Origin of the sequence: Agrobacterium sp. rho-8.1, from assembly GCF_033957725.1 — a bacterium.
Taxonomy (GTDB): Bacteria; Pseudomonadota; Alphaproteobacteria; order Rhizobiales; family Rhizobiaceae; genus Agrobacterium.
Genome location: NZ_CP192788.1, coordinates 903,628 through 926,084, shown reverse-complemented (window position 1 = coordinate 926,084; position 22,457 = coordinate 903,628). Strand labels below are relative to the sequence as shown.

23 protein-coding genes are annotated in these 22,457 nt (G+C 58.2%); 17 read left to right on the top strand and 6 right to left on the bottom strand.

Translation table 11 applies throughout. The annotated features are described in order from the left end of the window. Positions 1 to 11 precede the first annotated feature (11 nt). A complete protein-coding gene (locus RMR21_RS04635) occupies positions 12 to 632 on the bottom strand; it encodes an LOG family protein (RefSeq protein WP_498669544.1) in 621 nt (206 codons plus the stop codon). A 153-nt stretch (positions 633 to 785) separates the two neighbouring features. Here RMR21_RS04635 and RMR21_RS04630 point away from each other — a divergent pair, with 153 nt between their 5' ends. From RMR21_RS04630 to RMR21_RS04610, 5 genes are all read left to right on the top strand, one after another. After that, the gene (locus RMR21_RS04630; protein ID WP_498669543.1) at positions 786 to 2,885 is read left to right on the top strand and encodes a LysM peptidoglycan-binding domain-containing protein; all 2,100 of its coding nucleotides are present in this window, start codon (positions 786 to 788) and stop codon (positions 2,883 to 2,885) included. A 117-nt stretch (positions 2,886 to 3,002) separates the two neighbouring features. Continuing rightward, positions 3,003 to 4,889, top strand: a complete 1,887-nt coding sequence (locus tag RMR21_RS04625) for an ABCB family ABC transporter ATP-binding protein/permease (RefSeq protein WP_498669542.1) — start codon at positions 3,003 to 3,005, stop codon at positions 4,887 to 4,889. Positions 4,890 to 5,143: 254 nt separating this feature from the next. Next, a complete protein-coding gene (locus tag RMR21_RS04620; RefSeq protein ID WP_498669541.1) occupies positions 5,144 to 5,842 on the top strand; it encodes a phosphatidylserine decarboxylase in 699 nt (232 codons plus the stop codon). Positions 5,843 to 5,862: 20 nt separating this feature from the next. Further along, a complete protein-coding gene (gene pssA, locus RMR21_RS04615) occupies positions 5,863 to 6,708 on the top strand; it encodes a CDP-diacylglycerol--serine O-phosphatidyltransferase (protein ID WP_498669540.1) in 846 nt (281 codons plus the stop codon). A 181-nt stretch (positions 6,709 to 6,889) separates the two neighbouring features. Next, positions 6,890 to 7,024: a hypothetical protein gene (locus RMR21_RS04610; RefSeq protein ID WP_498669539.1), complete on the top strand. Its 135-nt coding sequence runs from the start codon at positions 6,890 to 6,892 to the stop codon at positions 7,022 to 7,024. Between the two features lie 77 nt (positions 7,025 to 7,101). On the opposite strand, the gene RMR21_RS04605 is transcribed toward RMR21_RS04610, so the two are convergent. Both RMR21_RS04605 and RMR21_RS04600 read right to left on the bottom strand, forming a co-directional pair. Next, positions 7,102 to 7,863, bottom strand: a complete 762-nt coding sequence (locus RMR21_RS04605; protein ID WP_498669537.1) for an SOS response-associated peptidase — start codon at positions 7,861 to 7,863, stop codon at positions 7,102 to 7,104. A gap of 3 nt (positions 7,864 to 7,866) precedes the next feature. After that, entirely contained in the window at positions 7,867 to 8,190 is a 324-nt protein-coding gene (locus tag RMR21_RS04600; RefSeq protein ID WP_498669536.1) for a YnfA family protein, read from the bottom strand. Positions 8,191 to 8,415: 225 nt separating this feature from the next. Here RMR21_RS04600 and RMR21_RS04595 point away from each other — a divergent pair, with 225 nt between their 5' ends. The 8 genes from RMR21_RS04595 (at position 8,416) to RMR21_RS04560 (ending at position 13,405) form a co-directional block, all read left to right on the top strand. Next, positions 8,416 to 8,835, top strand: coding sequence for an NUDIX hydrolase (locus RMR21_RS04595; RefSeq protein ID WP_498669535.1), 420 nt, complete (start codon positions 8,416 to 8,418; stop codon positions 8,833 to 8,835). Between the two features lie 62 nt (positions 8,836 to 8,897). Then, positions 8,898 to 9,320 carry a TIGR02301 family protein gene (locus tag RMR21_RS04590; RefSeq protein WP_498669534.1) on the top strand — a complete coding sequence of 141 codons (423 nt, stop codon included), beginning with the start codon at positions 8,898 to 8,900 and terminating at the stop codon, positions 9,318 to 9,320. Between the two features lie 104 nt (positions 9,321 to 9,424). Then, positions 9,425 to 9,682 (top strand): hypothetical protein, encoded by a 258-nt coding sequence (locus RMR21_RS04585; protein WP_111841631.1) that lies wholly within the window; start codon positions 9,425 to 9,427, stop codon positions 9,680 to 9,682. 14 nt (positions 9,683 to 9,696) lie between these two features. After that, the gene (locus tag RMR21_RS04580) at positions 9,697 to 10,449 is read left to right on the top strand and encodes a hypothetical protein (RefSeq protein WP_498669533.1); all 753 of its coding nucleotides are present in this window, start codon (positions 9,697 to 9,699) and stop codon (positions 10,447 to 10,449) included. Between the two features lie 71 nt (positions 10,450 to 10,520). Next, positions 10,521 to 11,369 carry a CAF17-like 4Fe-4S cluster assembly/insertion protein YgfZ gene (ygfZ, locus tag RMR21_RS04575; protein ID WP_498669532.1) on the top strand — a complete coding sequence of 283 codons (849 nt, stop codon included), beginning with the start codon at positions 10,521 to 10,523 and terminating at the stop codon, positions 11,367 to 11,369. 2 nt (positions 11,370 to 11,371) lie between these two features. Next, positions 11,372 to 11,983, top strand: a complete 612-nt coding sequence (locus RMR21_RS04570; RefSeq protein ID WP_498669531.1) for a hydrolase — start codon at positions 11,372 to 11,374, stop codon at positions 11,981 to 11,983. Beyond that, complete coding sequence (locus RMR21_RS04565) at positions 11,980 to 12,498, top strand: tyrosine phosphatase family protein (protein ID WP_498669530.1); 519 nt, start codon at positions 11,980 to 11,982, stop codon at positions 12,496 to 12,498. Before RMR21_RS04570 ends, RMR21_RS04565 begins: the two co-directional genes overlap by 4 nt. Positions 12,499 to 12,580: 82 nt before the next feature. After that, positions 12,581 to 13,405 carry a mechanosensitive ion channel family protein gene (locus RMR21_RS04560; RefSeq protein ID WP_498669529.1) on the top strand — a complete coding sequence of 275 codons (825 nt, stop codon included), beginning with the start codon at positions 12,581 to 12,583 and terminating at the stop codon, positions 13,403 to 13,405. A 48-nt stretch (positions 13,406 to 13,453) separates the two neighbouring features. Here RMR21_RS04560 and RMR21_RS04555 read toward each other — a convergent pair whose 3' ends face one another. The 3 genes from RMR21_RS04555 to RMR21_RS04545 all read right to left on the bottom strand — a co-directional run bounded on the left by RMR21_RS04555 (position 13,454) and on the right by RMR21_RS04545 (position 16,219). Beyond that, positions 13,454 to 14,272 carry an ABC transporter permease gene (locus RMR21_RS04555; RefSeq protein ID WP_498669528.1) on the bottom strand — a complete coding sequence of 273 codons (819 nt, stop codon included), beginning with the start codon at positions 14,270 to 14,272 and terminating at the stop codon, positions 13,454 to 13,456. Beyond that, positions 14,269 to 15,057, bottom strand: a complete 789-nt coding sequence (locus RMR21_RS04550) for an ABC transporter ATP-binding protein (protein ID WP_498669527.1) — start codon at positions 15,055 to 15,057, stop codon at positions 14,269 to 14,271. The genes RMR21_RS04555 and RMR21_RS04550 overlap by 4 nt, the downstream gene beginning before the upstream one ends. A 124-nt stretch (positions 15,058 to 15,181) precedes the next feature. Next, a complete protein-coding gene (locus RMR21_RS04545) occupies positions 15,182 to 16,219 on the bottom strand; it encodes an ABC transporter substrate-binding protein (RefSeq protein WP_498669526.1) in 1,038 nt (345 codons plus the stop codon). A gap of 281 nt (positions 16,220 to 16,500) precedes the next feature. Between RMR21_RS04545 and RMR21_RS04540 the strand changes: the two genes are divergently transcribed. Genes RMR21_RS04540 through RMR21_RS04525 form a run of 4 tightly spaced genes read left to right on the top strand, consistent with a single transcriptional unit; the run spans position 16,501 to position 22,451 of the window. Continuing rightward, positions 16,501 to 18,075: a VOC family protein gene (locus tag RMR21_RS04540; RefSeq protein WP_498669525.1), complete on the top strand. Its 1,575-nt coding sequence runs from the start codon at positions 16,501 to 16,503 to the stop codon at positions 18,073 to 18,075. Positions 18,076 to 18,120: 45 nt separating this feature from the next. Continuing rightward, complete coding sequence (locus tag RMR21_RS04535) at positions 18,121 to 20,904, top strand: DUF2339 domain-containing protein (RefSeq protein ID WP_498669524.1); 2,784 nt, start codon at positions 18,121 to 18,123, stop codon at positions 20,902 to 20,904. 55 nt (positions 20,905 to 20,959) lie between these two features. Further along, positions 20,960 to 21,601 (top strand): HD domain-containing protein, encoded by a 642-nt coding sequence (locus RMR21_RS04530; protein WP_498669523.1) that lies wholly within the window; start codon positions 20,960 to 20,962, stop codon positions 21,599 to 21,601. A gap of 7 nt (positions 21,602 to 21,608) precedes the next feature. Next, positions 21,609 to 22,451, top strand: coding sequence for an MOSC domain-containing protein (locus RMR21_RS04525; RefSeq protein WP_498669522.1), 843 nt, complete (start codon positions 21,609 to 21,611; stop codon positions 22,449 to 22,451). Positions 22,452 to 22,457: the final 6 nt, after the last annotated feature.

Below are 22,457 nucleotides of genomic sequence, written 5' to 3'. Positions count from 1 at the left end.
CGCTGTGCGTCTCAGAGCTGGGAGATGACGGAAGGATCGCCTTGCGGGTTCTGCTGCGCCTTGGCGCGGTCGATGATGGCGGGAACGATATTCCCGATCTCGTCAATCACCAGCGGGTTCAAAAGATGCGCGCGGTGAATGAAGCCCCGATCGCGCATGTGGCGGATCAACTCCAGCATGGGGTCCCAGAAGCCGTTGATGTTGGCAAAGACCATGGGCTTGGCATGGCGACCGAGCTGCGCCCATGTCATGATCTCGACGATCTCTTCCAGCGTGCCGATACCGCCGGGGAGCGTGACGAATGCATCCGCGCGCTCGAACATCATGTGCTTGCGCTCATGCATGTCCTTGGTGATGATCAATTCGTTCAATTGTCCGAGAGAATGGCGCGTGGCTTCCATATCGACGAGAAAATCCGGTATGATGCCGGTTACCTGGCCGCCGTTGGACAAGACACCGCTTGCCACGGCACCCATGATGCCCTTGGTGCCACCGCCGTAAACGAGGCGAATGCCGTGTTCGGCGATGGATTTTCCCAGTGCGCGGCCTGCTTCCATATAGGCGGGGTCGCGTCCGGGCTGGGAACCGCAGTAAACGCAAATGGATCGAATCGGTGTATTTTCTTCAGTCATGGAACGAAGGAACTATGGTGCCGCCGATCCGTCAAGAAAATTTGGGGACGCAGCGGCAGAAACGCTGGTTTTACAGGGGTGCCGCTTGTGCGCGCATGACTTAAACGCTAGCTATCGCTACGTAAAGACAAGAACGTTACCCGGAGATGGACAATGAACAACAAAAGGGCCGGACTGCTGGCGCTTATCGTGCTGGGCGTCGCGACGCTGCTCATGGTCTTCTTCGTTCTCCCACGCATATCGAGTGACGACAAGCCGATCGGCGACGCCATCAACGATGCTGGCAACGCTGTGAAGAACAGCGTGGAGATGGGTGGCGAAAAGGCGGGCGATCTGTTGTCGGATGCCGCCAAGGATACCGAAACCGTCGCAGACAAGGTCGGGCGTCTGGCGGAATCCGCCAACAAGTCGATCAAGGACATGACGGGTCGCTTCGCAGACAGCAAAGTGCCTTCCAACGAAGAGTTCACGGCCGCCCGCAAGAAGGTCGAGGATTCGCTGAAGGAACTGGAAACCATCGATATTCCCGAAGCAATCGACGAGAACACGTCACGTTTGCTTACCACCGCACGGTCTGCCGCTGAACGCACCATTGCCTTCCTGCGTGGATTGCCTGCAGACGCGTCTGCCGCCGCAGACCAGGTTCGCCGCTTGCCGGGCGTCTTCACAGGTACGGATGACGGCGCGCCACGGCCGACGCCTGCTGCTCCAGCCTCGCCTGCTTCTGCGCCCGCACCCGGCGATGCCGCACAACTGCCAACCTTCGATGTGTTGCGTGTCGAGCCGGATGGCTCCGCCGTCATCGCGGGGAAGGCAGCGGCGGGTGCGACGCTTGAAATCATCAACAACGGACAGGTCATCGCGAAAACGCCGGTCGAAAGCAGCGGCGACTTCGCTGCCGTTCTCGACAACCCGCTTCCGCCCGGCGATCACCAGATCGTTCTTCGCGCAACCGGCAAGGACGGCAAGGTCGTGCAATCCGCCGAGACCGCAACTGTTTCGGTGCCATCTCAAAAGAACGGCGAGCTTCTGGCCATGGTGACGACACCGGGCAAGGCAAGCCGCGTCATGACGATGCCGGATGCGGCACCGGGCGCGCCACAAGCGCAGGCGACGCCACCGGCCAGTGACGCAACGGCCCAGTCGCAAACACAGACACAAGCCGCGGGTTCAACCCAGGCCGGATCTGTCACGACGCCGTCGGCTCCAACGAACAATTCCACCCCGCAGCCCTCCTCTGAGGCGGCAACGATCCGCGTGGTGGCTGTCGAGTTCGAAGGGTCCAAGATCTTCGTTGCGGGTGCTGCCCCGGCAAATGCCGCCGTGCGCGTCTTGGTCGACGACAAACCGATCGGCGATGGCAAGGCGGAAGCCTCCGGCAGCTTCGTGATCGAGGGCAATGTCGATCTGGCTGTCGGCGACCATATCGTGACGGCTGAAGCGCTGGATGCCGGTGGCAAGGTCACCGTGCGCGTTCGCGTTCCCTTCGCGCGTCCGGCCAACGATCAGGCAACCGTTTCCGCCCAAAAGGCTCCGGCTGCAGCCCAGCCATCACCTGCCGCAAGCGCACCGCAGACCCAGGCACAGTCAGAAACACAAAGCGCCAACAGCGACCGTTCAGTTTTCGAAAACCTGCGTGAAGAGGTCTCGAAAGCCTATTCCATTTTCTCCGGCCTCTACAAGGATGGCAGAACGCCAAGCCTCGACGAAGTCGCGGCTGCGAAATCCGCGACAGCCATTGCACTTCGCTCACTGGCGGAATTCCGCACGGCTGCAACGGCAGACGCCGATTTCACCGCATTCGTCGGTGGCATCTCCGCCAAGGCCCGCGCGTTGCTTTCGGTCATCGACAACCTGCCAAATGATGTCGCAGTCATCGGCAATCGCATTGCCGGGCTATCCGGTCGCTTTGCAGAATTGAACGCGACCATGCCAGGTGCGGTAGAAGCTGCGCCGGTTCAGGCACAGGTCCAGACGCAGGCACCGGCATCTGTCGACACAGGGCCGAAAACCTTCGAGCAGGCTCCCTTGTCTCACAGCGAAGGCGCCGTCATCATTCGTCGTGGCGATACGCTGTGGCAGATTTCGCGCCGTGTTTACGGACAGGGCGTGCGCTACACCACGATCTATCTCGCCAATCAGGACCAGATCAAAAACCCCGACCTGATCGAGCCCGGCCAGATTTTCGGCGTACCGGACAGCGCCTTGCCGAATGCCGAGGAATTGCATCGCAAACGCATGATGGCTCGCTGATCGCAAGCCCGCCTGGGATTGCATGAAACGATTGACATGTTTATCTAATACAGAACGGCGGCACACATCTGGGCCGCCGTCTTGCTGTCTGCATCCCCGCAGATATCGGAGCAGAGCATGAGCGATCCCAACAAGACGATTTCTGCGGATTCCAGCAATCCGCTCCACACCCTCGTCAATCTATGGCCCTATATGTGGCCACAGGGCAGACTTGACCTGAAGATGCGCGTCGTCTGGGCCACGTTCTTTCTCCTCATCGCAAAACTGGTGCTGATGCTGGTTCCCTATTTCTTCAAATGGGCAACCGATGCGCTGAATGGCAAGCTGGATATGGCCGGGTTGGTGCCGACCTTCCTGCTGGGTGCTGTGGCTCTGGTCGTCGCCTACAATCTTGCCCGCCTCGTTCAGGTCGGATTGAATCAGCTGCGCGATGCGCTGTTTGCCAGTGTCGGGCAGCATGCGGTGCGGCAATTGGCCTACAAGACATTCGTGCATATGCACCGTCTCTCGCTGCGGTTTCATCTGGAGCGCAAGACCGGCGGTCTGTCGCGGGTCATCGAGCGGGGCACCAAGGGCATCGAAACGATTGTCCGCTTTACCATCTTGAACACGGCCCCGACCTTTATCGAGTTTCTGCTGACGGTCGTCATCTTCTGGGCGTCCTACGGTTTCTGGTACGTGCTGGTGACAGTGCTGACCGTATGGGCCTACATCTGGTTTACCGTGCGGGCCAGCAACTGGCGCATCGCCATTCGCCGCTCCATGAACGACAGCGACACCGACGCCAACACCAAGGCAATCGATTCGCTGCTCAACTTCGAGACCGTGAAATATTTCGGCAATGAAGACATGGAAGCCCGCCGATTCGACGCATCCATGGCGAAATACGAAAAATCGGCAACGGCAATCTGGACATCGCTCGGCTGGCTCAACTTCGGCCAAGGCGTCATTTTCGGCCTCGGCTCGATGGTGATGATGGTGATGTCGGCATTGGCGGTGCAGCGCGGCGACCAGACGATTGGTGATTTCGTCTTCATCAATGCTTTGCTGTTGCAGCTTTCCGTTCCGCTGAATTTCATCGGCTTCGTCTACCGCGAAATCCGCCAGGGGCTGACCGACATCGAAGAGATGTTCGACCTTCTGGAGGTCCAGGCAGAGGTGATCGATTCACCCGATGCGAAGGCATTGCAGATCGGCACGGGTGCTCTCTGTTTTCGCGACGTCCATTTTGCTTATGATGCGGAGCGTCCTATTCTCAAGGGCATCTCCTTTGACGTCCCCGCCGGGAAGACCGTTGCTATCGTCGGTCCGTCGGGTGCGGGTAAATCGACGCTGTCACGCCTGCTCTATCGCTTTTACGACATCCAGTCCGGATCGATCACCATCGATGGGCAGGACATACGTCAGGTCACGCAAAAAAGCCTGCGCTCCGTCATCGGTATGGTGCCGCAGGATACGGTGCTGTTCAACGACACGCTGGCCTATAACATCCACTATGGACGGCCCGGCGCCACGGATGCCGATGTCACGTCGGCGGCAAACGCCGCGCAGATCAGCGGTTTCATCAGCAAGCTGCCCCTGGGCTATGAGACAATGGTCGGCGAACGTGGCCTGAAACTGTCGGGTGGTGAAAAACAGCGCGTGGCCATTGCCCGCACGATTTTGAAGGCACCGCCCATTCTCATCCTCGATGAGGCGACATCCGCACTCGATACGCACACCGAGCAGGAAATCCAAAGCGCGCTCGACATCGTCTCGAAAAACCGGACCACGCTCGTCATCGCGCACCGCCTTTCGACGGTGATCAGCGCAGACGAGATCATCGTCTTGAAGGATGGCACGATTGCCGAGCGCGGCACCCATCTGGCGCTCATCGACGCGGGTGGCCTCTACGCCTCCATGTGGAGCCGCCAGCGGGAGGCCATCCAGGCCGAGGAACGCCTGCGCGAAGTCCGCGAAAAGGACGATCTGGGCGTGGTGGATCGCGGCGAGCCCGCGCATTGACGGGTATAACCCTAGGTCAAACATCGGAAAACATTGCCGTTAAGGCGATTTGCCTGTAGTCACCAATGCGTGTTTTGTCGCGTCCGACCGTGAAATCGGCCGCCGAATGATTATATGCAGCACGCCACGCCAGAAACGGTCGACCGTTTTGGTGAAAGGCGTTGTAGAGGATGGCCAAGGACTTGGGCACGCTGATCGATAAGATCGCGCCGAGACTGGCAGGCTGAAAAGATAAACTCGGAGACGAAAGAGCAATGAACCTGTTCGACACCATTCGCAACACCATCGTACCGGTCCACAAGGAAGGCTATGTTTTTGTCGCCGCCTTCTTCGTGGCATCCTTGGTGCTTGGCTGGATAGCCGAACCTCTCTTCTGGGTCGGCCTCGTTCTGACTGCCTGGTGCGCCTACTTCTTCCGCGATCCCGAACGCGTCACACCGCAGGACGATGACCTCGTTATCAGCCCTGCTGATGGCAAGGTTTCCGCCATCCAGACCGTCGTCCCACCATTGGAACTGGAACTCGGCAAAGAGCCGATGGTCCGCATCTCAGTGTTCATGAATGTTTTCAACTGCCATGTGAACCGCGCGCCTGTTCGTGGCCGTATCATCAACGTTGCCTACCGCCCCGGCCTGTTTCTCAATGCCGAAGTGGACAAGGCATCGGAAGACAACGAGCGTAACGGTCTCGTCATCGAAACCGCGCATGGCAAGGTCGGCGTCGTGCAGATCGCCGGCATGGTCGCCCGCCGCATCGTCTGCTGGGTGAAGCCGAACGAGCCTGTTGATGCCGGTGAACGTTTTGGCCTCATCCGTTTCGGTTCGCGCCTGGATATCTTCCTGCCGGAAGGCTTCCAGCCCCGCGTCTCCATCGGCCAGACGGCCATTGCCGGTGAAACCGTTCTGGCGGAATTCGGCTCTGCCAAGGGTCCGGTCGTCAGCCGTCGCGGCTAAGATAACAGGAGACCAGCGCCATGGACACGCCAGAGCCGATGACAAACGGCAAGCACGACATCACCAATGACACCGGACGCGGCCCGCGCCTGCGCGAAATCCCGCTCCGCCTCGTCATTCCCAATCTTGTCACCGTGCTTGCGATCTGTGCAGGTCTCAGCGGCGTCAGGCTCGCATTCGAGGGTCGGTTCGAGCTTGCCGTGGGCATGGTCCTCCTGGCGGCGTTTCTGGATGGGATCGATGGTCGCCTTGCCCGGATGATGAAGGCGACGTCGAAATTTGGCGCGCAGATGGATTCGCTGGCAGACATCGTCAATTTCGGCGTCGCGCCCGCGCTGGTGGTCTATGCTTACCTCTTGGACGATGTCCGCTCCATCGGCTGGATCGCAGCCCTTATATACGTCATTGCTGCGGGTCTTCGCCTTGCTCGTTTCAACGTCATGATCGACAGGGAAGTCAAAGCTCCCTGGCAGAGCGAATTCTTCGTCGGGGTCCCTGCGCCGATGGGTGCCATGCTGGTGCTTTTGCCGGTCTATCTGGGCTTCATGGGTATCGAACCCGGCAAGACATTCGCCTATATCGCCAGCGCCTACACCGTGTTGATCGGTTATTTTCTCATCAGCCGTTTGCCCGTCTGGTCCGGCAAATCGGAAAGCCGCATCCGCCGCGATCTCGTCTTGCCTGCCATTCTGATCGTGGTTCTCTACGTGGCGCTGTTGATGAGTTTCACCTGGGAAATCCTGGTTCTAACGGTTCTGGCCTATCTGGTGTTCCTGCCGTTCAGTGCCCGCATCTGGCACAAGCGCTACGGTACCTTGACGATCGAGGACGACCATGGTGACGGGCTGGATCATCGAGGCCTGTAAGGATCGTTTACAACGGCGCGTAGCATTGTGGCTTTTTCCAGTGCTGCGCTGAACACGAAATGTCGCAGTCTGCAATTTTCAATTGATTAAAATTGCCTCGAATTTGTCACGATTTCCCATGAGAGAGGTTTGCAGCAACGCTGTCAGATCGACGCGTTCAAGGGGAACTCCGGAGACAGATATGAGCGAGACACAGAAGACTGAAGCGGCTGCGAAGCCTGACCTGAACAGCCACTACCGACCGCTCGGTCTGAAGGCCGTCGCCGCCGCAGCAATGATGCTGACGCGCAAGCCGGTTCCGCCAAAGGTAGCCTGATCTTCAGGCAGCATCAGGGGATATATAAGACAACAAACGGCGCATGATGCGCCGTTTTGCATTTCAGCTTAACTGGATCAAAACAGTGACATCTGCGCATCGCCCCGGGGCTCGATTTTCGGTGCAGGAATGGGCGCAACGGTCACCGGCACCAGCAAGTCGGCTCCGACATTCGCGACCTTGTTGACCTTGTCCGAAACAGGGATAATCTCGAAAAAATCGTCGTCATTCGCCTTCATCAGATCGACAACGTCGCGTGGCTCCTGCATTTTGCAATCCAGCCAGCGACTGAAATCCTCCGGCGCAATCACCACCGGCATGCGATCATGGATGCGCGCAATCGAGCGATTGGCAGATGTGGTGAGGAACGCTCCCGTATCGACTTCGGAGCCATCGGCCGAAGACCATGTTTCCATCAATCCGGCAAAGGCGACGATACCCCCTCTTTTGGGCCTGATGTAATAGGCCTGGGATTTTCCCCCCTCTTCTTTCGATGGCCTGTGCCATTCATAAAACCCGGTTGCGGGTATCAGCACCCGTCTGTGGCGCATTGCGGCGCGAAACGAGGCTTTCTCGATGGCCGTTTCGGAGCGGGCATTGATGAGAAGTGGAAAATCTTTGGGGTCCTTGACCCAGCCCGGCAGGAAACCCCAGCGCACCAGCATCGCCTGCCGATTGGGCAGATTGCTGCCAGGCTGAGGCTGCGCACCCTCCAGCACGATGAGAATGGGCTGGGTCGGTGCGATATTAAACCGTGCCGGAAACTCCTCCAGACCGATCAGGTCCAGATATTCCGCGACCTCTTGCGGCGTCGAATTCAAGACAAAGCGCCCGCACATGGCCTAACCTCTGGGTCCGAATACAATCAGCGACGCACCGGCGAGGCAAATCGAACCGCCGGCCACATCCCAGCGGTCCGGCGCGTGCCCCTCCACACTCCACAGCCAGATCAGCGATGCCACGATATAGAAGCCGCCATAGGCCGCATAGGCTCGACCCGCCGCGTCCGTGGGGACCAACGTCAACAACCACGCAAAGGCCGCCAACGACACCATGCCCGGCACAAGCCAGCCGACCGACCTCTCCATACGCAGCCATGCCCAGAATGCGAAGCACCCGGCTATTTCGGCCAATGCTGCTGCGGCGTAGATCAGGTAGAGCTTCATTCGACTAGTCCACGTTTCTGGGTCATGGAGAGTTTTCGATTCTTTCAGACATCATATCGACAGTCATCCGACAATGAATGCCGAGCGGTTTTAGCGACCATGACATATCGGAAATGGCGCCATATCTTCAACGCCCTATCTCCCATCCACCTTACACAAAAAAATGCTGCCACGTTTCCTGCAAGGTTGCGCGCATAATAGGGGGCTCTCGCATAAGGATAAGATATGCCCCTGCCCCAACCTGCCTCTTCCGCAATCGTTCGACGTGGCGACCGTGTTCTGCTGGTGCGGCGTATCAACCCGCCGTCGCAGGATATGTTCGCCTTCCCCGGCGGTCGCGGTGAGCCCGGAGAAACGCCGGAAGAGACGGCGTTGCGGGAGCTTGAAGAAGAAACCGGCATCAAGGCGTGTCATCCACACCTTTTCGCGACCTATGATTTGCCCAGCCATGATGCTGATGGGCGATTGGCCAGTCACTTTTTTCTGTCGGTCTATACAGTGGAAGCCGATAGCGCAGCCGATGCGCTCGCGGCTGACGATGCAGCGGAAGCCGGGTGGTATACGCTTGCGGAAATCCGCAGATTGCCTGCACCGGAGAGCGTCGTCGAATGCGCTGAACGTTTGCTGGGCCAGTTGCAATGCTGAGCAGAATCGCGGCTAGTTACCCTCGAGGTGTTGCAACGACGTGGCGGGTAATGCGTAAACTGATGAAACGACGGATTTGGCTAACCGTGCTTTTCGGCCTTGGCATCGCGTTGCCTTTGGCGTCTCAAGTTGGCGCGCAACCGGCGGTGAAGTCCGTTTCTCCACCGCCAGAAGAAAAGCCCGCTCCCTACGATAACCAGATGGCGCGACTGTCCGAAATCCTGGGCGCCGTTCAATATTTGCGCACGCTCTGCCCCGCAACGGGTTCTGAGGAATGGCGCAAATCGATGAGTGACCTTCTGGCTGCCGATACCGCCAATGAACCGCAACGCAAGCAACGCATGACCGCTGCGTTCAATCGTGGCTATCGTACATTTGCCGCTGTGCACACCGCTTGCACACCGGCGGCGATTGCAGCGGAAGAGAAATACCGTATCGAAGGGGCAACACTGGCGCAGGAAATTGCGTCAAGGTTCGGAAATTAGAGGTTTATTAACCTCTTTTGGTCGCAGCCCGTGCCGTTTTGATAAAAGACTGTTAGAGTTGTTAACAGGGTGGTAACGAGTTGCCTGCCTGTCGAGGATGAAAGATGCAAACAAGCCGTAACGAAATCCACGATATGATCGTGCATGAAAAAATGCAGGTCGCTCTGGAACACCAGAACGAAGCATGGGCCGACGGCATGGCCGACGGTATCGAGCCTGAGATCATTGCAGACGCCGCTATTGCCTTGGCCATGCGCGAAACCATCCGCATGCACGGCGAAGCGGGTGCGGAAGCGATGCTCGAATCCCTGCGCCAGCGCATGCTCGAGGGCGAATTCTCCCCCCACCGCATCATTCAGTAAGCTGGAGTTCAGTCATGTCTTGCTCTCGCAAGGGGCTTTTGCGGTCGTCCGCCGCCGTATCCTTGATGCTTTCCCTGACGCTCGCCACCGTCGGCTTTTCCCATAACGCATACGCGCTATCAGAACTGAAACCGGTCCAAGATCCAGCGACCAGCGAAAGCGAAAAACCCGCCGAAAAACCACAGGCGACCGAGCCAGAGGCCATCGAAGGTGATTCGGATGGCATTCCGATGCCAGACCCGCTTGTGAACCGAACGTCGGGTCAACAGCCTGCCGCGGATCAGGCCGAGGCTCCGCAGATTTCCGCCCAGATCGAACATGACATCAGCAAGGCACCGGAGCCGGTGCGTCGGCTGCGTCAAATGATTATCGATGCGGCCTCGACGGGCGACATCGAAAAGCTGCGCCCACTCGTCAATCCCGGCCCGAACCAGGCACGCGTGGATGGCGATAGCGGCAACGACCCGATTGCAGCGTTAAAAAGCTTTTCCGGTGATCCAGACGGGCTGGAAGTGCTCGCCATCATCATCGATCTCCTGTCGACCGGCTATGCGAAGGTCGATGCTGGGACACCCGATGAGATGTATGTCTTCCCTTATTTTGCCGGAAAGTCGCTGACCACGCTGACGCCGACCGAAAAGGTCGAGCTGCTTCGCATCATCACCGCCGGTGATCTGGCCGACATGCAGGAATACGGCAATTACAGTTTTTACCGCATTGGCATCTCGCCAGATGGACAGTGGAAATTCTTCACTGCCGGTGACTGAGGTCACCGCGCTTGCTGTTGGCGCTCAAAGACCTTAACTGTTCGGGTAAACCAACCCGAACGGTAAAGCCTATGTCTTCCGCCTTTTTAATCGACCGCGCCTTCATCCATGTCTCCGGGAATGGAGCCACGGATTTTCTGCAAAATCTCATCACTCCCGATCTCGAATCGCTGCCAGATGGCGAAGCCCGCGCTGGTGCATTGCTCACGCCGCAAGGCAAGATCATGTTCGAATTTCTGATCTGGCGGGATGGCGAAGGCTATGTTCTGGAGACAGGCGCGGACCAGAAGGATGCACTCCTGCGCCGCCTGACCATGTATAAGCTGCGCGCACCGGTCGAACTGAAGGCCGACGATTCAACGGGTGTCAGCGTGTTCTGGAATGAACATGCTCCGCACGGCGCAATCAAAGATAGTCGTTTTGCCAAGGCGAGCGTGGAGCTTTATCGCTCGATGGGATCCTCCGCTTCTGGTGACCCCGCTGCTTACCATGCTTTGCGCATTTCAAACGGTATCGCCGTGGCAGGTCTGGATTATGCACTGAACGACGCGTTCCCCCATGACGTCTTGATGGACGTGAATGATGGCGTATCCTTCCAGAAGGGTTGCTTTGTCGGACAGGAGGTCGTCTCCCGCATGAAGCATCGCGGAACAGCCCGTCGGCGTGTCGTGATCGTCAAGGCTGAGACTGAACTCCCACCGAGCGGCACGGATATCACAGCCGGTGGCAAATCCATCGGTACACTCGGGACTGTTCAGGGGTCGCAAGGCCTGGCCATCATCAGGACCGATCGCGCGGCAGATGCCATGGCATCGGGAACGGGTATGACCGTTTCAGGCGTTTCCGTGACTGTTACGCTACCGGCCTGGAGCGGGCTGAGCTTCCCCGCCGTGGATTCTATCAACGCTGCGGAAGACTGAACGTGGCGATCTCGAAAACACCCCGCGCATGGCAACGCATGCTATCCGGCAGACGGCTTGATCTGCTGGATCCTTCACCGCTCGACATCGAGCTCGCCGATATTGCGCACGGCCTTGCGCGTGTGGCACGGTGGAACGGTCAGACCCGGGGTGACCATGCCTTTTCCGTTGCCCAGCACAGCCTGATCGTTGAAACCATCTTTCATCTTATGAACCCATCTGCCACACCGGATGAGATGTTGATGGCGCTGCTGCATGATGGCCCTGAATATGTCATCGGCGACATGATCTCTCCGTTCAAATCCGTGGTGGGCGGCGGCTATAAAATCGTTGAAAAACGCCTGGAGGCCGCCGTGCACCTGAGATTTGGACTTCCGCCGCACGCCAGCGCCGATCTGAAGGGGCGGATCAAGAAAGCAGATACCGTGGCGGCCTTCTTCGAGGCGACGGAACTGGCCGGATTTTCCCTGGGTGAAGCGCAGAAATTCTTCGGCCTGCCACGGGGCATCACCAAAGACATGATCGACATCGAGCCTGTGCCAGCAATCGAAGCCCAAAGCCGATTCGTCTCACGCTTCGAGGCGATCGAATTGCTTCGAAAGGGCAAGGCATGAGTTCCATCGTCGTTTCTCCGCTGGCGCGCATCGCAGAGATGGCCGTACGCCACAGGTCACGCGAAATGGTGACGCTGATCGCAAAGGAGCAGGCGTTTCACCGGCCCGCCATCATTTCCGCCGACCGCCATCTGTCGCTGCAAATGAACGACATTACCTTCAAAGGCACCGACAAGCTGATTGCACCGGATGACGCCCACATTCAGCAACTGATCGAGTTTGCCCGCAGTTGGGATCAATCGGCCCCGCTGCTGATCCATTGCTGGATGGGCGTTTCCCGCTCTCCCGCCGCAGCCATTATCGTCGCGCTGACCGTCCAGCCGGAGCAAGACGATGCGACGCTGGCCGCACGACTTCGTAGCGTGTCTCCCTATGCGACGCCCAACGCGCGGATCATTGAAATCGGGGATCGATTGTTGGGTCGAGGTGGCGCTCTGACCGCCGCCATAAAACGGATTGGACGCGGTGCCGATACGGACGGCAACATGCCCTTCGTTCTTCCGCTTTTTGCCTGATTCCACAAAAACCGGAACTCACCTCTTTGTCGCTCGTTACGAAATAGACGATATTTGGCATAATTTGAACAAGGGCAGTTTTATGGACCAGCAGGCTACCGATCTCATCGTTGCTTCTCAGGCGGCACTTCGACAGGCCAGCGCGTTGATGGTTCAATACTCCTTCTCGATCGTCGGTGCGCTTCTGTTGCTCATCGTCGGCTGGATTGCAGCCATGCTCTTGCAGCGCTGGTCTTATGAAGGTCTTTCACGCATTCGCGGCTTCGATGAAACGCTGGCGCGTTTCTTTTCAGGCGCGGTTCGCTACATCGTTATCATTCTCGTGCTGGTCATGGTGCTCGGCCAGTTCGGTGTTCAGACAGCGTCCATCCTCGCGGCACTCGGCGCTGCCGGTCTTGCCGTGGGCCTTGCGCTCCAGGGCACGCTTCAGAATATTGCGGCCGGAATCATGCTTTTGGTGCTGCGTCCGTTTCGTGTGGGTGAATATATCGAGACGAGCTCTGTTTCGGGTACGGTAGTTGAAATCGGCCTGTTCGCCACGGAATTGAAGACGAGCGAAGGCCTTTATCGCCTTGCGCCCAACGCCACGCTCTGGAATGTGCCGATCACCAATTACAGCCGCTTCCCGTCCCGTCGCCACGAACTCAGCGTCACCGTGCCCAGAGGCGAAAGCACCACGGATGCCCAGGCGATGCTGATGGACGTCGCGCGCGCCGAAAGCCGTGTCCTCCTGGACCCTGCCCCGACCACGTTCATCGATGCCGTCAGCAACGATAGCGCGACAGTGAAGCTACGCTACTGGGCACGCAGTGAAAACTGGTTTGCGACCACGCGCGATATGACGAAAGCCTTGAAGCGGGCATTCGACGAGCGGGATATGAAAGTGAGCGAACAGCCTGCGGAATAATCTTCATTATAAAATAGGCTGATGAGAACCAGCCTTTTTTCCCTGAGCTTACTGGCCCATTGTTGACCGATGCGCCCAGCCTGTCATGCGTCGCTCGATCCAGGCCATCACCGCGTACATCGCAATGCCTTCGACGGCGAGCATGAGCAATCCGGCAAAGACCAGGGGGACGTTGAACTGACTTTGGGCCGAGCTCATCATATTGCCGAGGCCATAGTTCGAGGCGACGGTTTCGGAGACGACGGAACCGACGAAGGCCAGTGTGATGGCGATTTTGAGCGAGCCAAAGAAATAGGGCATCGAGCGGGGAATGCCGACTTTCAGCATGATGTCCATTTTCTTGGCGCCGAGTGCCCGCAAGACGTCCTCCGTTTCCGGCTCGATGGTGGCAAGACCGGTGGCGACATTGACGACGATCGGAAAGAAAGAAATCAGGAAAGCGGTCAGCACCGCAGGCACCGTGCCGATGCCGAACCAGATGACGAGAATGGGGACGAGTGCGACTTTGGGAACCGCGTTGAACCCGATCATCAGTGGATAAAGTCCGGCATAGATGGTTTTCGACCAACCGATGAAGAGACCGATCCCCAATCCCGCAACCACCGCCAGGGCAAAGCCGAGCGTGGTCGTATAAAGCGTTTGCAGCGAATTTTTCCAGATCGGCGACCAATACTGCACGATAGCCTGGCCGACACGGATCGGCGACGGAAGGATCGTTTGCGGCATTTTCAATGCGTAAACCAGCAGTTCCCACGACAGGAAAAGGACAAGCGTGTAGAGCCAGGGGGCAGCCTTGACCCAATTGATGCGGGCCACCAGCGGCAGGCGGGGCGGCTTGGTTGCCGTGTTTTCAAAAACCGCGCTCATGCAGCGATCCTCGCCTTTGCGATCTCGCCGTGCAGTTGCTGGACCATGTCATTGAAGCTTTTCTCATACATCAGATCAAGTTGGCGCGGACGGGCGAAGGGGACCTTGTGCTCGGCCAGGATCCTGCCCGGACGAGCGCTCATCACGAAGATCTTGTCGGCGAGAAACGTCGCCTCGCGCAGGTCATGGGTAACGAGAACGATCGTCACGCGTTTGGCGGCGTGGAGATCGCGGATGACGCACCACAATTCCTCACGGGTGAAGGCATCCAGCGCGCCGAAAGGCTCGTCCAGCATCAAGAGATCGGGCTCGTGGATCAAGGCGCGGCATAGATTGGCGCGCTGCTGCATGCCGCCGGACAGTTGCCACGGAAATTTGGAGCCGAACCCCTTCAGCCCGACGATTTCCAGCAGGCGTTCTGCCTTGGCGACATATTCCGCCTTGTGCGCACGCAGCCGGTGGCGATGTTTCTCAACGATTTCCAATGGCAGAAGGATGTTTTCAAGCGTGGTGCGCCATGGCAGCATGGTGGGGTTCTGAAACGCCATCCCCACGATCGATACCGGCTCCGTGACCTGCTTGTTGGCCACGATGACATTGCCCTTCTGCGGAATATGCAGGCCCGTGACGAGCTTCATCAAGGTCGATTTACCGCAACCGGACGGGCCGACAACGGCGGCGAATTGGCCTTTTTTGACCTTGAGATCGAGACCTGAAACGGCAAGCGTGCCTGACGCACCGCCATAGCGCATGTCGACGCCGTCGATTTCAACCAGATGGGGCATGCTTGTTCCTGACTCTGAATGTCGCAGTCGCCCCTGCTCGTCAGGCGACCTTATTTCCCGTCATACCGGCCCTAAGCCAGCATCCTTCGGTAACGCCTGTGCGGCGTGAAAGCGTCATGCGCGATCAAGGCAGCAAGCGCTCTTCCTTCGGCGGCAGATAGCTTGCGTCGAAAACCTGTTCTGCCTTCACATTGCCTTTGAGGCCGACGGAAACTTTCAGCGTTTCCATGGAGGCTGCCAGACGCGCCGGATCGACACCGCCCATGCCATTTGCCACGACGTAGGGCGTCTTGATGTTCATGGCGTTGGCCATGGTGAGGCGCTGCAACTCGATATCGCTGTCGAGTATCTCGTTGCGCTTCAACACCGCTGCCACACCCTCTTCGGGGTTCTTGACCGAATCGGCAAAACCTTTTGCCAAAGCCTTCAGGAAACCCTTCACGGCAGCAGGGTTTTCCTTCGCAAAATCAGTGTTTACCAGCACGGCGTTGCCATACAGATTCAAGCCGTGTTCAGCCATGAGGATCGTGGCGATATCGTCATCCGCGATGCCCTGCGCCTTGAGGTTCAAAATGACGGAAAACGCAAAGCCGAAAACGGCGTCCACCTCACCCTTCGCCAGCATGGGTTCGCGCACCGGAAAGCCGATGGACTGGATATCGATCTTGCTATCGTCGATCTTGGCAACCTGCTTGAACGCCTTCCACTGCGCAAAGGCACCATCGGGCGGCGGCGCGCCGAGCTTTTTGCCTTCGAGCGATTTCGGATCGGTCGTCACGCCAAGGGACTTGCGGCCAACAACCGCAAAGGTCGGGCGCTCATAGACCATGTAGACGGCCTTCACCTTCTGGGTCGGGTCCTCGTCTAGAAACTTCATGACGGAATTGATGTCGCCGAAACCCATCTGGTAGGCGCCTGTCGCCACACGCGGTATCGCCTCGACGGATCCATTGCCGCTATCGATGGTGACATCGAGACCTTCAGCCTTGAAGTATCCCTTGTCCAAGGCCAGCAGGAAACCGGCGGACGGACCTTCGAATTTCCAGTCAAGCGTGAATTTTACGGGTGTTTCCGCGAAGGCTGGCAGTGGTGCTGTTGTCATTGCAGACAAAGCAATAGCGGCCAAAGCCGCCGTTTTTGAAAACAGCCTTCGCGTCAACATTCTGATTTTTCCCTCTGGAGATTTTTTATCCCGTTGGAAAACATAAAAGCCAATTTGAACTACGATAGCAAGTACAAATCGCACATATTTTGCTCAAATTTTATATCGGTTAAATTATAATCACTTTTTATCCTTGCCACGTGCAACCGCATATTTCACGGGCATGATCGAGGCCTGTCACACGATTGTTCACAAAATGAACGCATCGTCTTCGATCAGCGCCATTGCCAAATCTTGACTGCCGACGAAGATAGGGCGACCAAGCGACAGAGGAAGCATTCATGACATCTCCAGGTGGCATTCACCACATCACGATGATTACCCGCAAGGTGCAGGCCAATGTGGATTTTTATGTCGGCTTTTTAGGTCTGCGGCTGGTGAAACGAACGGCCGGTTTTGAAGACGCGATGCAGCTTCATCTGTTTTACGGAGATCACGCCGCATCGCCCGGATCTTTGCTGACATTCCTCGTTTGGGAGGACGGCGGGCAAGGCCGTGTCGGTTATGGCCAAACTCTGGACGTATCCCTGGCCATCGATCCCGCCAGCATTGGTTTTTGGCTGACCCGCGCGCTGTCTGCAGGTATTCGCACCGAAGGTCCGATGGAGGAGTTCGGCGAACCCGTCATCCGCCTGAAGGATCCTGATGGCATTATCCTGAAACTCGTCGGCACCCAAGCCTTTGCAGAGGCGGTTCCGCATGAAGCGCCCGGCATTTCCCCCGAACACGCGATTCGCCGCATTCGTGGCGCGACCGTGCTGAGTGAAGTGCCGGAGGAAACCGAAAGCTTTCTGGCGCGGCATTTCGGTTACAGCAGGGTCCGCCAACACGGCTCCATCCGCCGCACCGTGTCCGCCTCGGGTGATATTATCGACGTGCGGGATGCGACCGGATTCTGGTCCAGCGCACCCGGTACCGGCACGGTGGATCACATCGCGTTCCGCGCCGCGGACATGGACGCCTTGAATGACACCTTGCAGGGGCTGAAGTCGCTCAACTCCTCACCCACCAACGCGCATGATCGCAAATATTTTTCGTCGCTCTACGTCCGCGAACCGGGTGACGTTCTGATCGAAATGGCGACGGATGCCCCCGGCATGACGGTGGATGAGCCAGAAGATACATTGGGAGAAAAGCTTTTCATACCGCCATTGTTCATGCGGGATGAAGAGGATGTACGCGTGGCCTTGCCGCAATTTTCGCTGCCGGGTGAAGAGCGCATCATCTACCGCGATCTGCCCTTTGTGCACCGCTTTTACACACCGGCAGAACCGGATGGCAGCACGATCATCCTGCTTCATGGCTCCGGAGGCAGCGAAACCAGCCTGATGTCGCTGGCCCACACGGCCAATCCACGTGCCACGCTGCTCGGCGTGCGCGGGCGCAGCACCGAAGAAGACATCGCCCGCTGGTTCAGGCGCTTTTCCGATCTGCGTTTCGACGAAAAGGACATCGCCTTCGAAGCGGAAGCCTTCGCCACCTTTCTGGAGGAAGCCATCCGCGCCTACGATATCGATCCGGATCAACTGAGCTTTATCGGCCATTCCAACGGCGCCAATTTCATTGCCGTCGTTTGCGCGCTTTACCCAAATTCTGCCAGGGATGCCCTCCTCTTTCGCCCCATGCCTGTGCTGGAGCACTGGCCGCTCGCTGACCTCTCAGGGAGACGCTTTACGCTGGCAGCCGGGGAAACGGATCGACACCGCGAACGCGCCGATGCGCTCAAGCAGCATCTGGTGGACAACGGTGCGGAGGTACAGTTGACGCTTCTGCCCCATGGCCACGAACTGGGAATGGAAGACTTGGAACTGGCCAAACGATGGGTCAACGCGTTGTCCACAGCCAGACTTGCTTAATCATTCCAAAAAGGCTTAAAAAACAGGATCATATTTGGGGTTCTTATGACCGCGTTCCTGTTGCTTCTCATCATCGGCTACATCGTTGCATTCTTCTACACGCTCAATGCCAGCATCAAAAACTCCAGACGGCTTGAGGTTGTCGAGGCGGAGCTGAAAGCGTTGAAAGCGCACGTTGCGGCAGGCGGGTTCATCGTTTCCGAACCTGCGCAAGAGCAGGCCTTGCCGGTCGATGAAGATTTGATCACCGCAGCGACCGCGGTTGACGCTTCGCCAGAGCCAGCGGAAGACCAAACTGCCATTGCTGCACAGGCTGCGGCAGATGAGACCGTACCGAAGGACACAGCGGAAACCTTCACGCTTCCGCCTGCTTTCACAGGCCAGAAAGAGAGTTTCGAGAGCCAGCTCGGTGCACGTTGGGCCGTCTGGGCCGGCGGCCTTGCACTGGCACTCGGCGGTATTTTCCTCGTCAAATACTCCATCGAAAGCGGCTTGCTGAGCCCCGCCGTGCGACTGGCCATGGCCGGTATTTTCGGTCTTCTGCTCGCAGTCGCAGGTGAAGCCATTCGCCGCAAGGCCGTTCCCGGTATCGCCGCAGCCTATTCCAACGCGATGGTTCCCGGCATCCTGACGGCTGCGGCGTCGCTGACGCTGTTCGGCGTGATCTTTGCCGCCTATGGAATCTACGACTATATCGGCCCGACCACAGCATTCGCCGCGCTTGCGCTTGTCGGTTTTGGCACCATTGCCCTATCCATGTTGCATGGACAAGCGCTGGCCGGTCTTGGCCTTCTCGGTTCGATGGTCACGCCGCTCCTGATCTCGACCGAAACTCCGAATATCTGGGCGCTGTTCAGTTTTCTCACGGCTTCATGGCTTGCAACTGCAATAGCATCGCGCCAACAGCACTGGCATGTCGTTCCGGCCCTTGCCAATGCCGGCTTGGGCTTGTGGGCCATCGGTTACATGGTGTTTGCGCCGCTCATCGAGGCGGAACCCATCATCGCCAGCCTGATCGCCATGATTGCCGGTTCGATCTGGATATGGCCCGGCGCATATTCCGGCGAGCAGCACAAGACGACCTTTTACGGCCCCCCCTTGAATCCTTCCCGTTCAGATCGGTATCGGGCTGTTGTGACCGAATTGCTGGGACGTCAACCGACAAGCCTTGGCGTCACGCTGTCGCTCGCCATCGTGCTGCCGGCGCTTGCCTTCTCCGTCATCGAAACCGGCATCACGATCCACCCAGCCTTTGCCATGGCGGTGCTCGTTCTGGGTCTGGCGGCCATCGGCGCCGGACGCAACCATGCCGTCTGGCCCGCCATCTTTGCTTCGCTGGCGGCACTTGGTTGCGCCAATCTTCTGGCAGGCTTCGGTGTCAACTACCTGCCGTCGCTGACTGAAGGCAGCACAACGCTTTCCGCTATCGGCATCAACGATGCGATGCAGGGACCTGTCACCCGGATCATGGGTATCATTTTTCTGCTGTTTTCATGGCAGGCAATCCGGAGCAAGACGTCCCGAGACCCCTCCTTCGGCATTCTTTGGGCTTTCATCGGCAGCGTGGTTCCGCTGGGTCTTGGCATCATAAGCTTCGTGGAATACGGCAACCTCACCCGTGACTGGCTGCATGCCGCCTATGGTCTGTCGATTGCAATCGTGCTGCTGGGAGGAGCCTACCGGCTTGACCGGAGACGAGATGATGCATTTACCGCACCCGTGAATGTCATGGTCATCGGTTCCTTCCTAGCATTTTCCTTTACCGTTCATACGCTGACATCAGGTCTCGCCACCACCCTTCTCATCCCCATCATCGGCTTTACCTATGTGCTTGCCGCGCAGCGCATCTCGTGGGCGGCCTTGCCGTGGACCATGGCCCTTGCGTGCCTCTTCGTGCTCGGCCGCATCGCCTGGGAACCCACCATCGTCGGTCCGCAGAACCTTGGCACGACACCGGTCTTCAACGCGCTGTTGCCCGGTTACGGCATACCGGCCTTGCTGGCCATTGCATCTGCATGGCTGTTACGGAACTGGCCGGGAACGCGGGTCAAGAACTTCCTGCAAGCGATTGCCAGCCTTATGGCGCTTCTCGCCATCGCCATTCTCTTGCGCCATGCCATGAATGGTGGCGTGTTGAACACAGCGACACCGACGCTGGGGGAACAGTCGATCTATACGCTGTTGACCATCGGCATGTCCGGGGTGCTGATGACGCTGGATCTGAAAAGCCCAAGCCCCGTCTTCCGGTATGGCTCGATGGTGGCGGGCGTCGCTGCCATGTTCAACGTGCTGTTTGCGCATTTTTACCGCCTCAACCCTTACATTACCGGCGAAAGCACTGGTCCGTGGCCGTTCTTCAACCTGCTGCTGATCGGATATCTGCTTCCAGCCTTCGCCTATGCTGGACTGACCTGGTATGCGCGCGGGAAGCGTCCAGCCCTCTACGTCACGCTGCTTGCCTTGTCCGGCGCGGCGCTTGGTTTCGCATGGGCCACGCTTTCGGTTCGCCGCTTCTGGCAGGGTGAAAATATCGCCGACTGGAAAGGCTTCCTTCAGGGTGAGACATATACCTATTCGGTCGCCTGGCTCGCCATCGGTGTGCTGCTGCTCGTCCTCGGCTCCCGCTTCGACGCCAAGAGCCTGCGCCTCGCCTCAGCCGCGCTGGTGTTGCTGGCCGTCGCCAAGGCGTTCCTCATCGATATGAGCAACCTTGAAGGCGTGTTGCGGGCCCTGTCCTTCATCGGTCTTGGCGTGGTGCTGATCGGCATCGGCCTCTTCTACCAGAAGATACTGACGTCGCGGTCGAAGCCGGAGGAAGCGCAGGCGTGATTGCGCCTGCCTTCTCTCCTCTTTAGATAGCAAGCGTTCAAACTGGGGGAATCACATGCAGGCGCAGGCTTTCGCACCGTTCGAGGAAATGGCTGAAACGCTGATGCCACACGCTGCCGAAGGTGATGATGGATCGCATGATCTGGCGCATATCCATCGCGTGTTTCGCAATGCCATGCGCATCCATGACCAAGAGGGCGGCAGCGGCATGGTTCTCGCGGCGAGCGTGCTTCTTCATGATTGTGTTGCCGTAGAGAAAAACTCGCCACTGCGCGCGCAAGCCTCACGGCTTGCGGCGGAAAAGGCATGTGGTATTTTGCGCACCATTGGCTGGGATGAGGCAGATATAGGTGCCGTGTCTCACGCCATCCTGACGCACAGTTTTTCAGCCAATATCGCTCCCGAAACGCTGGAGGCCAAAATCCTTCAGGATGCGGACCGGCTGGATGCCATCGGCATGGTGGGTGCGGCGCGCTGTTTCTACATTGCCGGACGCATGGGTTCCGCTCTCTACGACCCCGAAGACCCGTTGGCAAAGCATCGCCCGCTGGATGACCGGCGCTTTGCAATCGACCATTTCGAAAACAAGCTGTTCAAGCTGGCAGACGGTTTCCAGACTGAGACTGGACGCCAGATCGCCAAACAGCGGCACGAACGGCTGCAACAGGTGCTCGACCTGTTTCTGGACGAGATTTGAGGCTTACATGCGCATCACCGAACTCAATATCTACCCGCTGAAAAGTGCCCGTGGCCTCTCGCTTTCCGTAAGCTCTATCACTGCCCATGGATTGCCCGGTGACCGTCGCCTGATGCTGGTCGATCCCTCCGGCCATTTCATCACCCAGCGCGAAATGCCCGCGATCGCCACTCTCTCTGTCGAAGCAAAAGAGGACGGCTATCTCCTTTCCATCGCGGGAACAGGGCAGATCATCGCCAAACCATGGCACAGCCGCATGAACGTGACGGTCTGGAAATCGGTGGTCAATGCGGCTGTTGCTGATGATGATGCCAATACAGCGCTCTCGGGCTGGCTTGGCCGGGATGTCAGGCTGGTGTTCTTCGACGATCAATCCGAGCGCAGTGCCAGTCTCGACTGGACCGGTAACGAGACGCCTGTCACCTTTGCGGATGGATATCAGATCCTTCTGACCACCACTGCATCCCTTGCCGCCCTCAATGATGACATGGAAGCACACGGCGAAGGTCGCGTCGGCATGGAGCGCTTTCGTCCCAACATCGTCCTCGATACCGATCAGGCTTGGGCAGAAGACCGTTGGACGGCCATCGAGATCAACGGCATCCGCTTCGATTTCGTCAAGCCCTGCACCCGCTGCATCATTACTACGCAGGATCAGCAAACCGGGTCGCGTGAAGCGCCCTCCCCGATGAAAGCCATGGGTCGCATTCGCATGTCAGCAGACCGTCGTGTCCCTGGTGTCCTGTTCGGCTGGAACCTGACCCCGCGCGGGCAAGGATCCATTGCCGTGGGTGATGTTGCGAAAATCGTTGATGAACGCGCCGAGACATGGGCATTGAAAAAACGCTGAAGCGGT

Excerpts from the sequence above, each read along its gene's own strand:
- RMR21_RS04635 (WP_498669544.1), bottom strand. The coding sequence starts at position 632 with ATGACTGAAGAAAATACACCGATTCGATCCATTTGCGTTTACTGCGGT.
- RMR21_RS04630 (WP_498669543.1), top strand. The coding sequence starts at position 786 with ATGAACAACAAAAGGGCCGGACTGCTGGCGCTTATCGTGCTGGGCGTC.
- RMR21_RS04625 (WP_498669542.1), top strand. The coding sequence starts at position 3,003 with ATGAGCGATCCCAACAAGACGATTTCTGCGGATTCCAGCAATCCGCTC.
- RMR21_RS04620 (WP_498669541.1), top strand. The coding sequence starts at position 5,144 with ATGAACCTGTTCGACACCATTCGCAACACCATCGTACCGGTCCACAAG.
- pssA (WP_498669540.1), top strand. The coding sequence starts at position 5,863 with ATGGACACGCCAGAGCCGATGACAAACGGCAAGCACGACATCACCAAT.
- RMR21_RS04610 (WP_498669539.1), top strand. The coding sequence starts at position 6,890 with ATGAGCGAGACACAGAAGACTGAAGCGGCTGCGAAGCCTGACCTGAAC.
- RMR21_RS04605 (WP_498669537.1), bottom strand. The coding sequence starts at position 7,863 with ATGTGCGGGCGCTTTGTCTTGAATTCGACGCCGCAAGAGGTCGCGGAA.
- RMR21_RS04600 (WP_498669536.1), bottom strand. The coding sequence starts at position 8,190 with ATGAAGCTCTACCTGATCTACGCCGCAGCAGCATTGGCCGAAATAGCC.
- RMR21_RS04595 (WP_498669535.1), top strand. The coding sequence starts at position 8,416 with ATGCCCCTGCCCCAACCTGCCTCTTCCGCAATCGTTCGACGTGGCGAC.
- RMR21_RS04590 (WP_498669534.1), top strand. The coding sequence starts at position 8,898 with ATGAAACGACGGATTTGGCTAACCGTGCTTTTCGGCCTTGGCATCGCG.
- RMR21_RS04585 (WP_111841631.1), top strand. The coding sequence starts at position 9,425 with ATGCAAACAAGCCGTAACGAAATCCACGATATGATCGTGCATGAAAAA.
- RMR21_RS04580 (WP_498669533.1), top strand. The coding sequence starts at position 9,697 with ATGTCTTGCTCTCGCAAGGGGCTTTTGCGGTCGTCCGCCGCCGTATCC.
- ygfZ (WP_498669532.1), top strand. The coding sequence starts at position 10,521 with ATGTCTTCCGCCTTTTTAATCGACCGCGCCTTCATCCATGTCTCCGGG.
- RMR21_RS04565 (WP_498669530.1), top strand. The coding sequence starts at position 11,980 with ATGAGTTCCATCGTCGTTTCTCCGCTGGCGCGCATCGCAGAGATGGCC.
- RMR21_RS04560 (WP_498669529.1), top strand. The coding sequence starts at position 12,581 with ATGGACCAGCAGGCTACCGATCTCATCGTTGCTTCTCAGGCGGCACTT.
- RMR21_RS04555 (WP_498669528.1), bottom strand. The coding sequence starts at position 14,272 with ATGAGCGCGGTTTTTGAAAACACGGCAACCAAGCCGCCCCGCCTGCCG.
- RMR21_RS04550 (WP_498669527.1), bottom strand. The coding sequence starts at position 15,057 with ATGCCCCATCTGGTTGAAATCGACGGCGTCGACATGCGCTATGGCGGT.
- RMR21_RS04545 (WP_498669526.1), bottom strand. The coding sequence starts at position 16,219 with ATGTTGACGCGAAGGCTGTTTTCAAAAACGGCGGCTTTGGCCGCTATT.
- RMR21_RS04540 (WP_498669525.1), top strand. The coding sequence starts at position 16,501 with ATGACATCTCCAGGTGGCATTCACCACATCACGATGATTACCCGCAAG.
- RMR21_RS04535 (WP_498669524.1), top strand. The coding sequence starts at position 18,121 with ATGACCGCGTTCCTGTTGCTTCTCATCATCGGCTACATCGTTGCATTC.
- RMR21_RS04530 (WP_498669523.1), top strand. The coding sequence starts at position 20,960 with ATGCAGGCGCAGGCTTTCGCACCGTTCGAGGAAATGGCTGAAACGCTG.
- RMR21_RS04525 (WP_498669522.1), top strand. The coding sequence starts at position 21,609 with ATGCGCATCACCGAACTCAATATCTACCCGCTGAAAAGTGCCCGTGGC.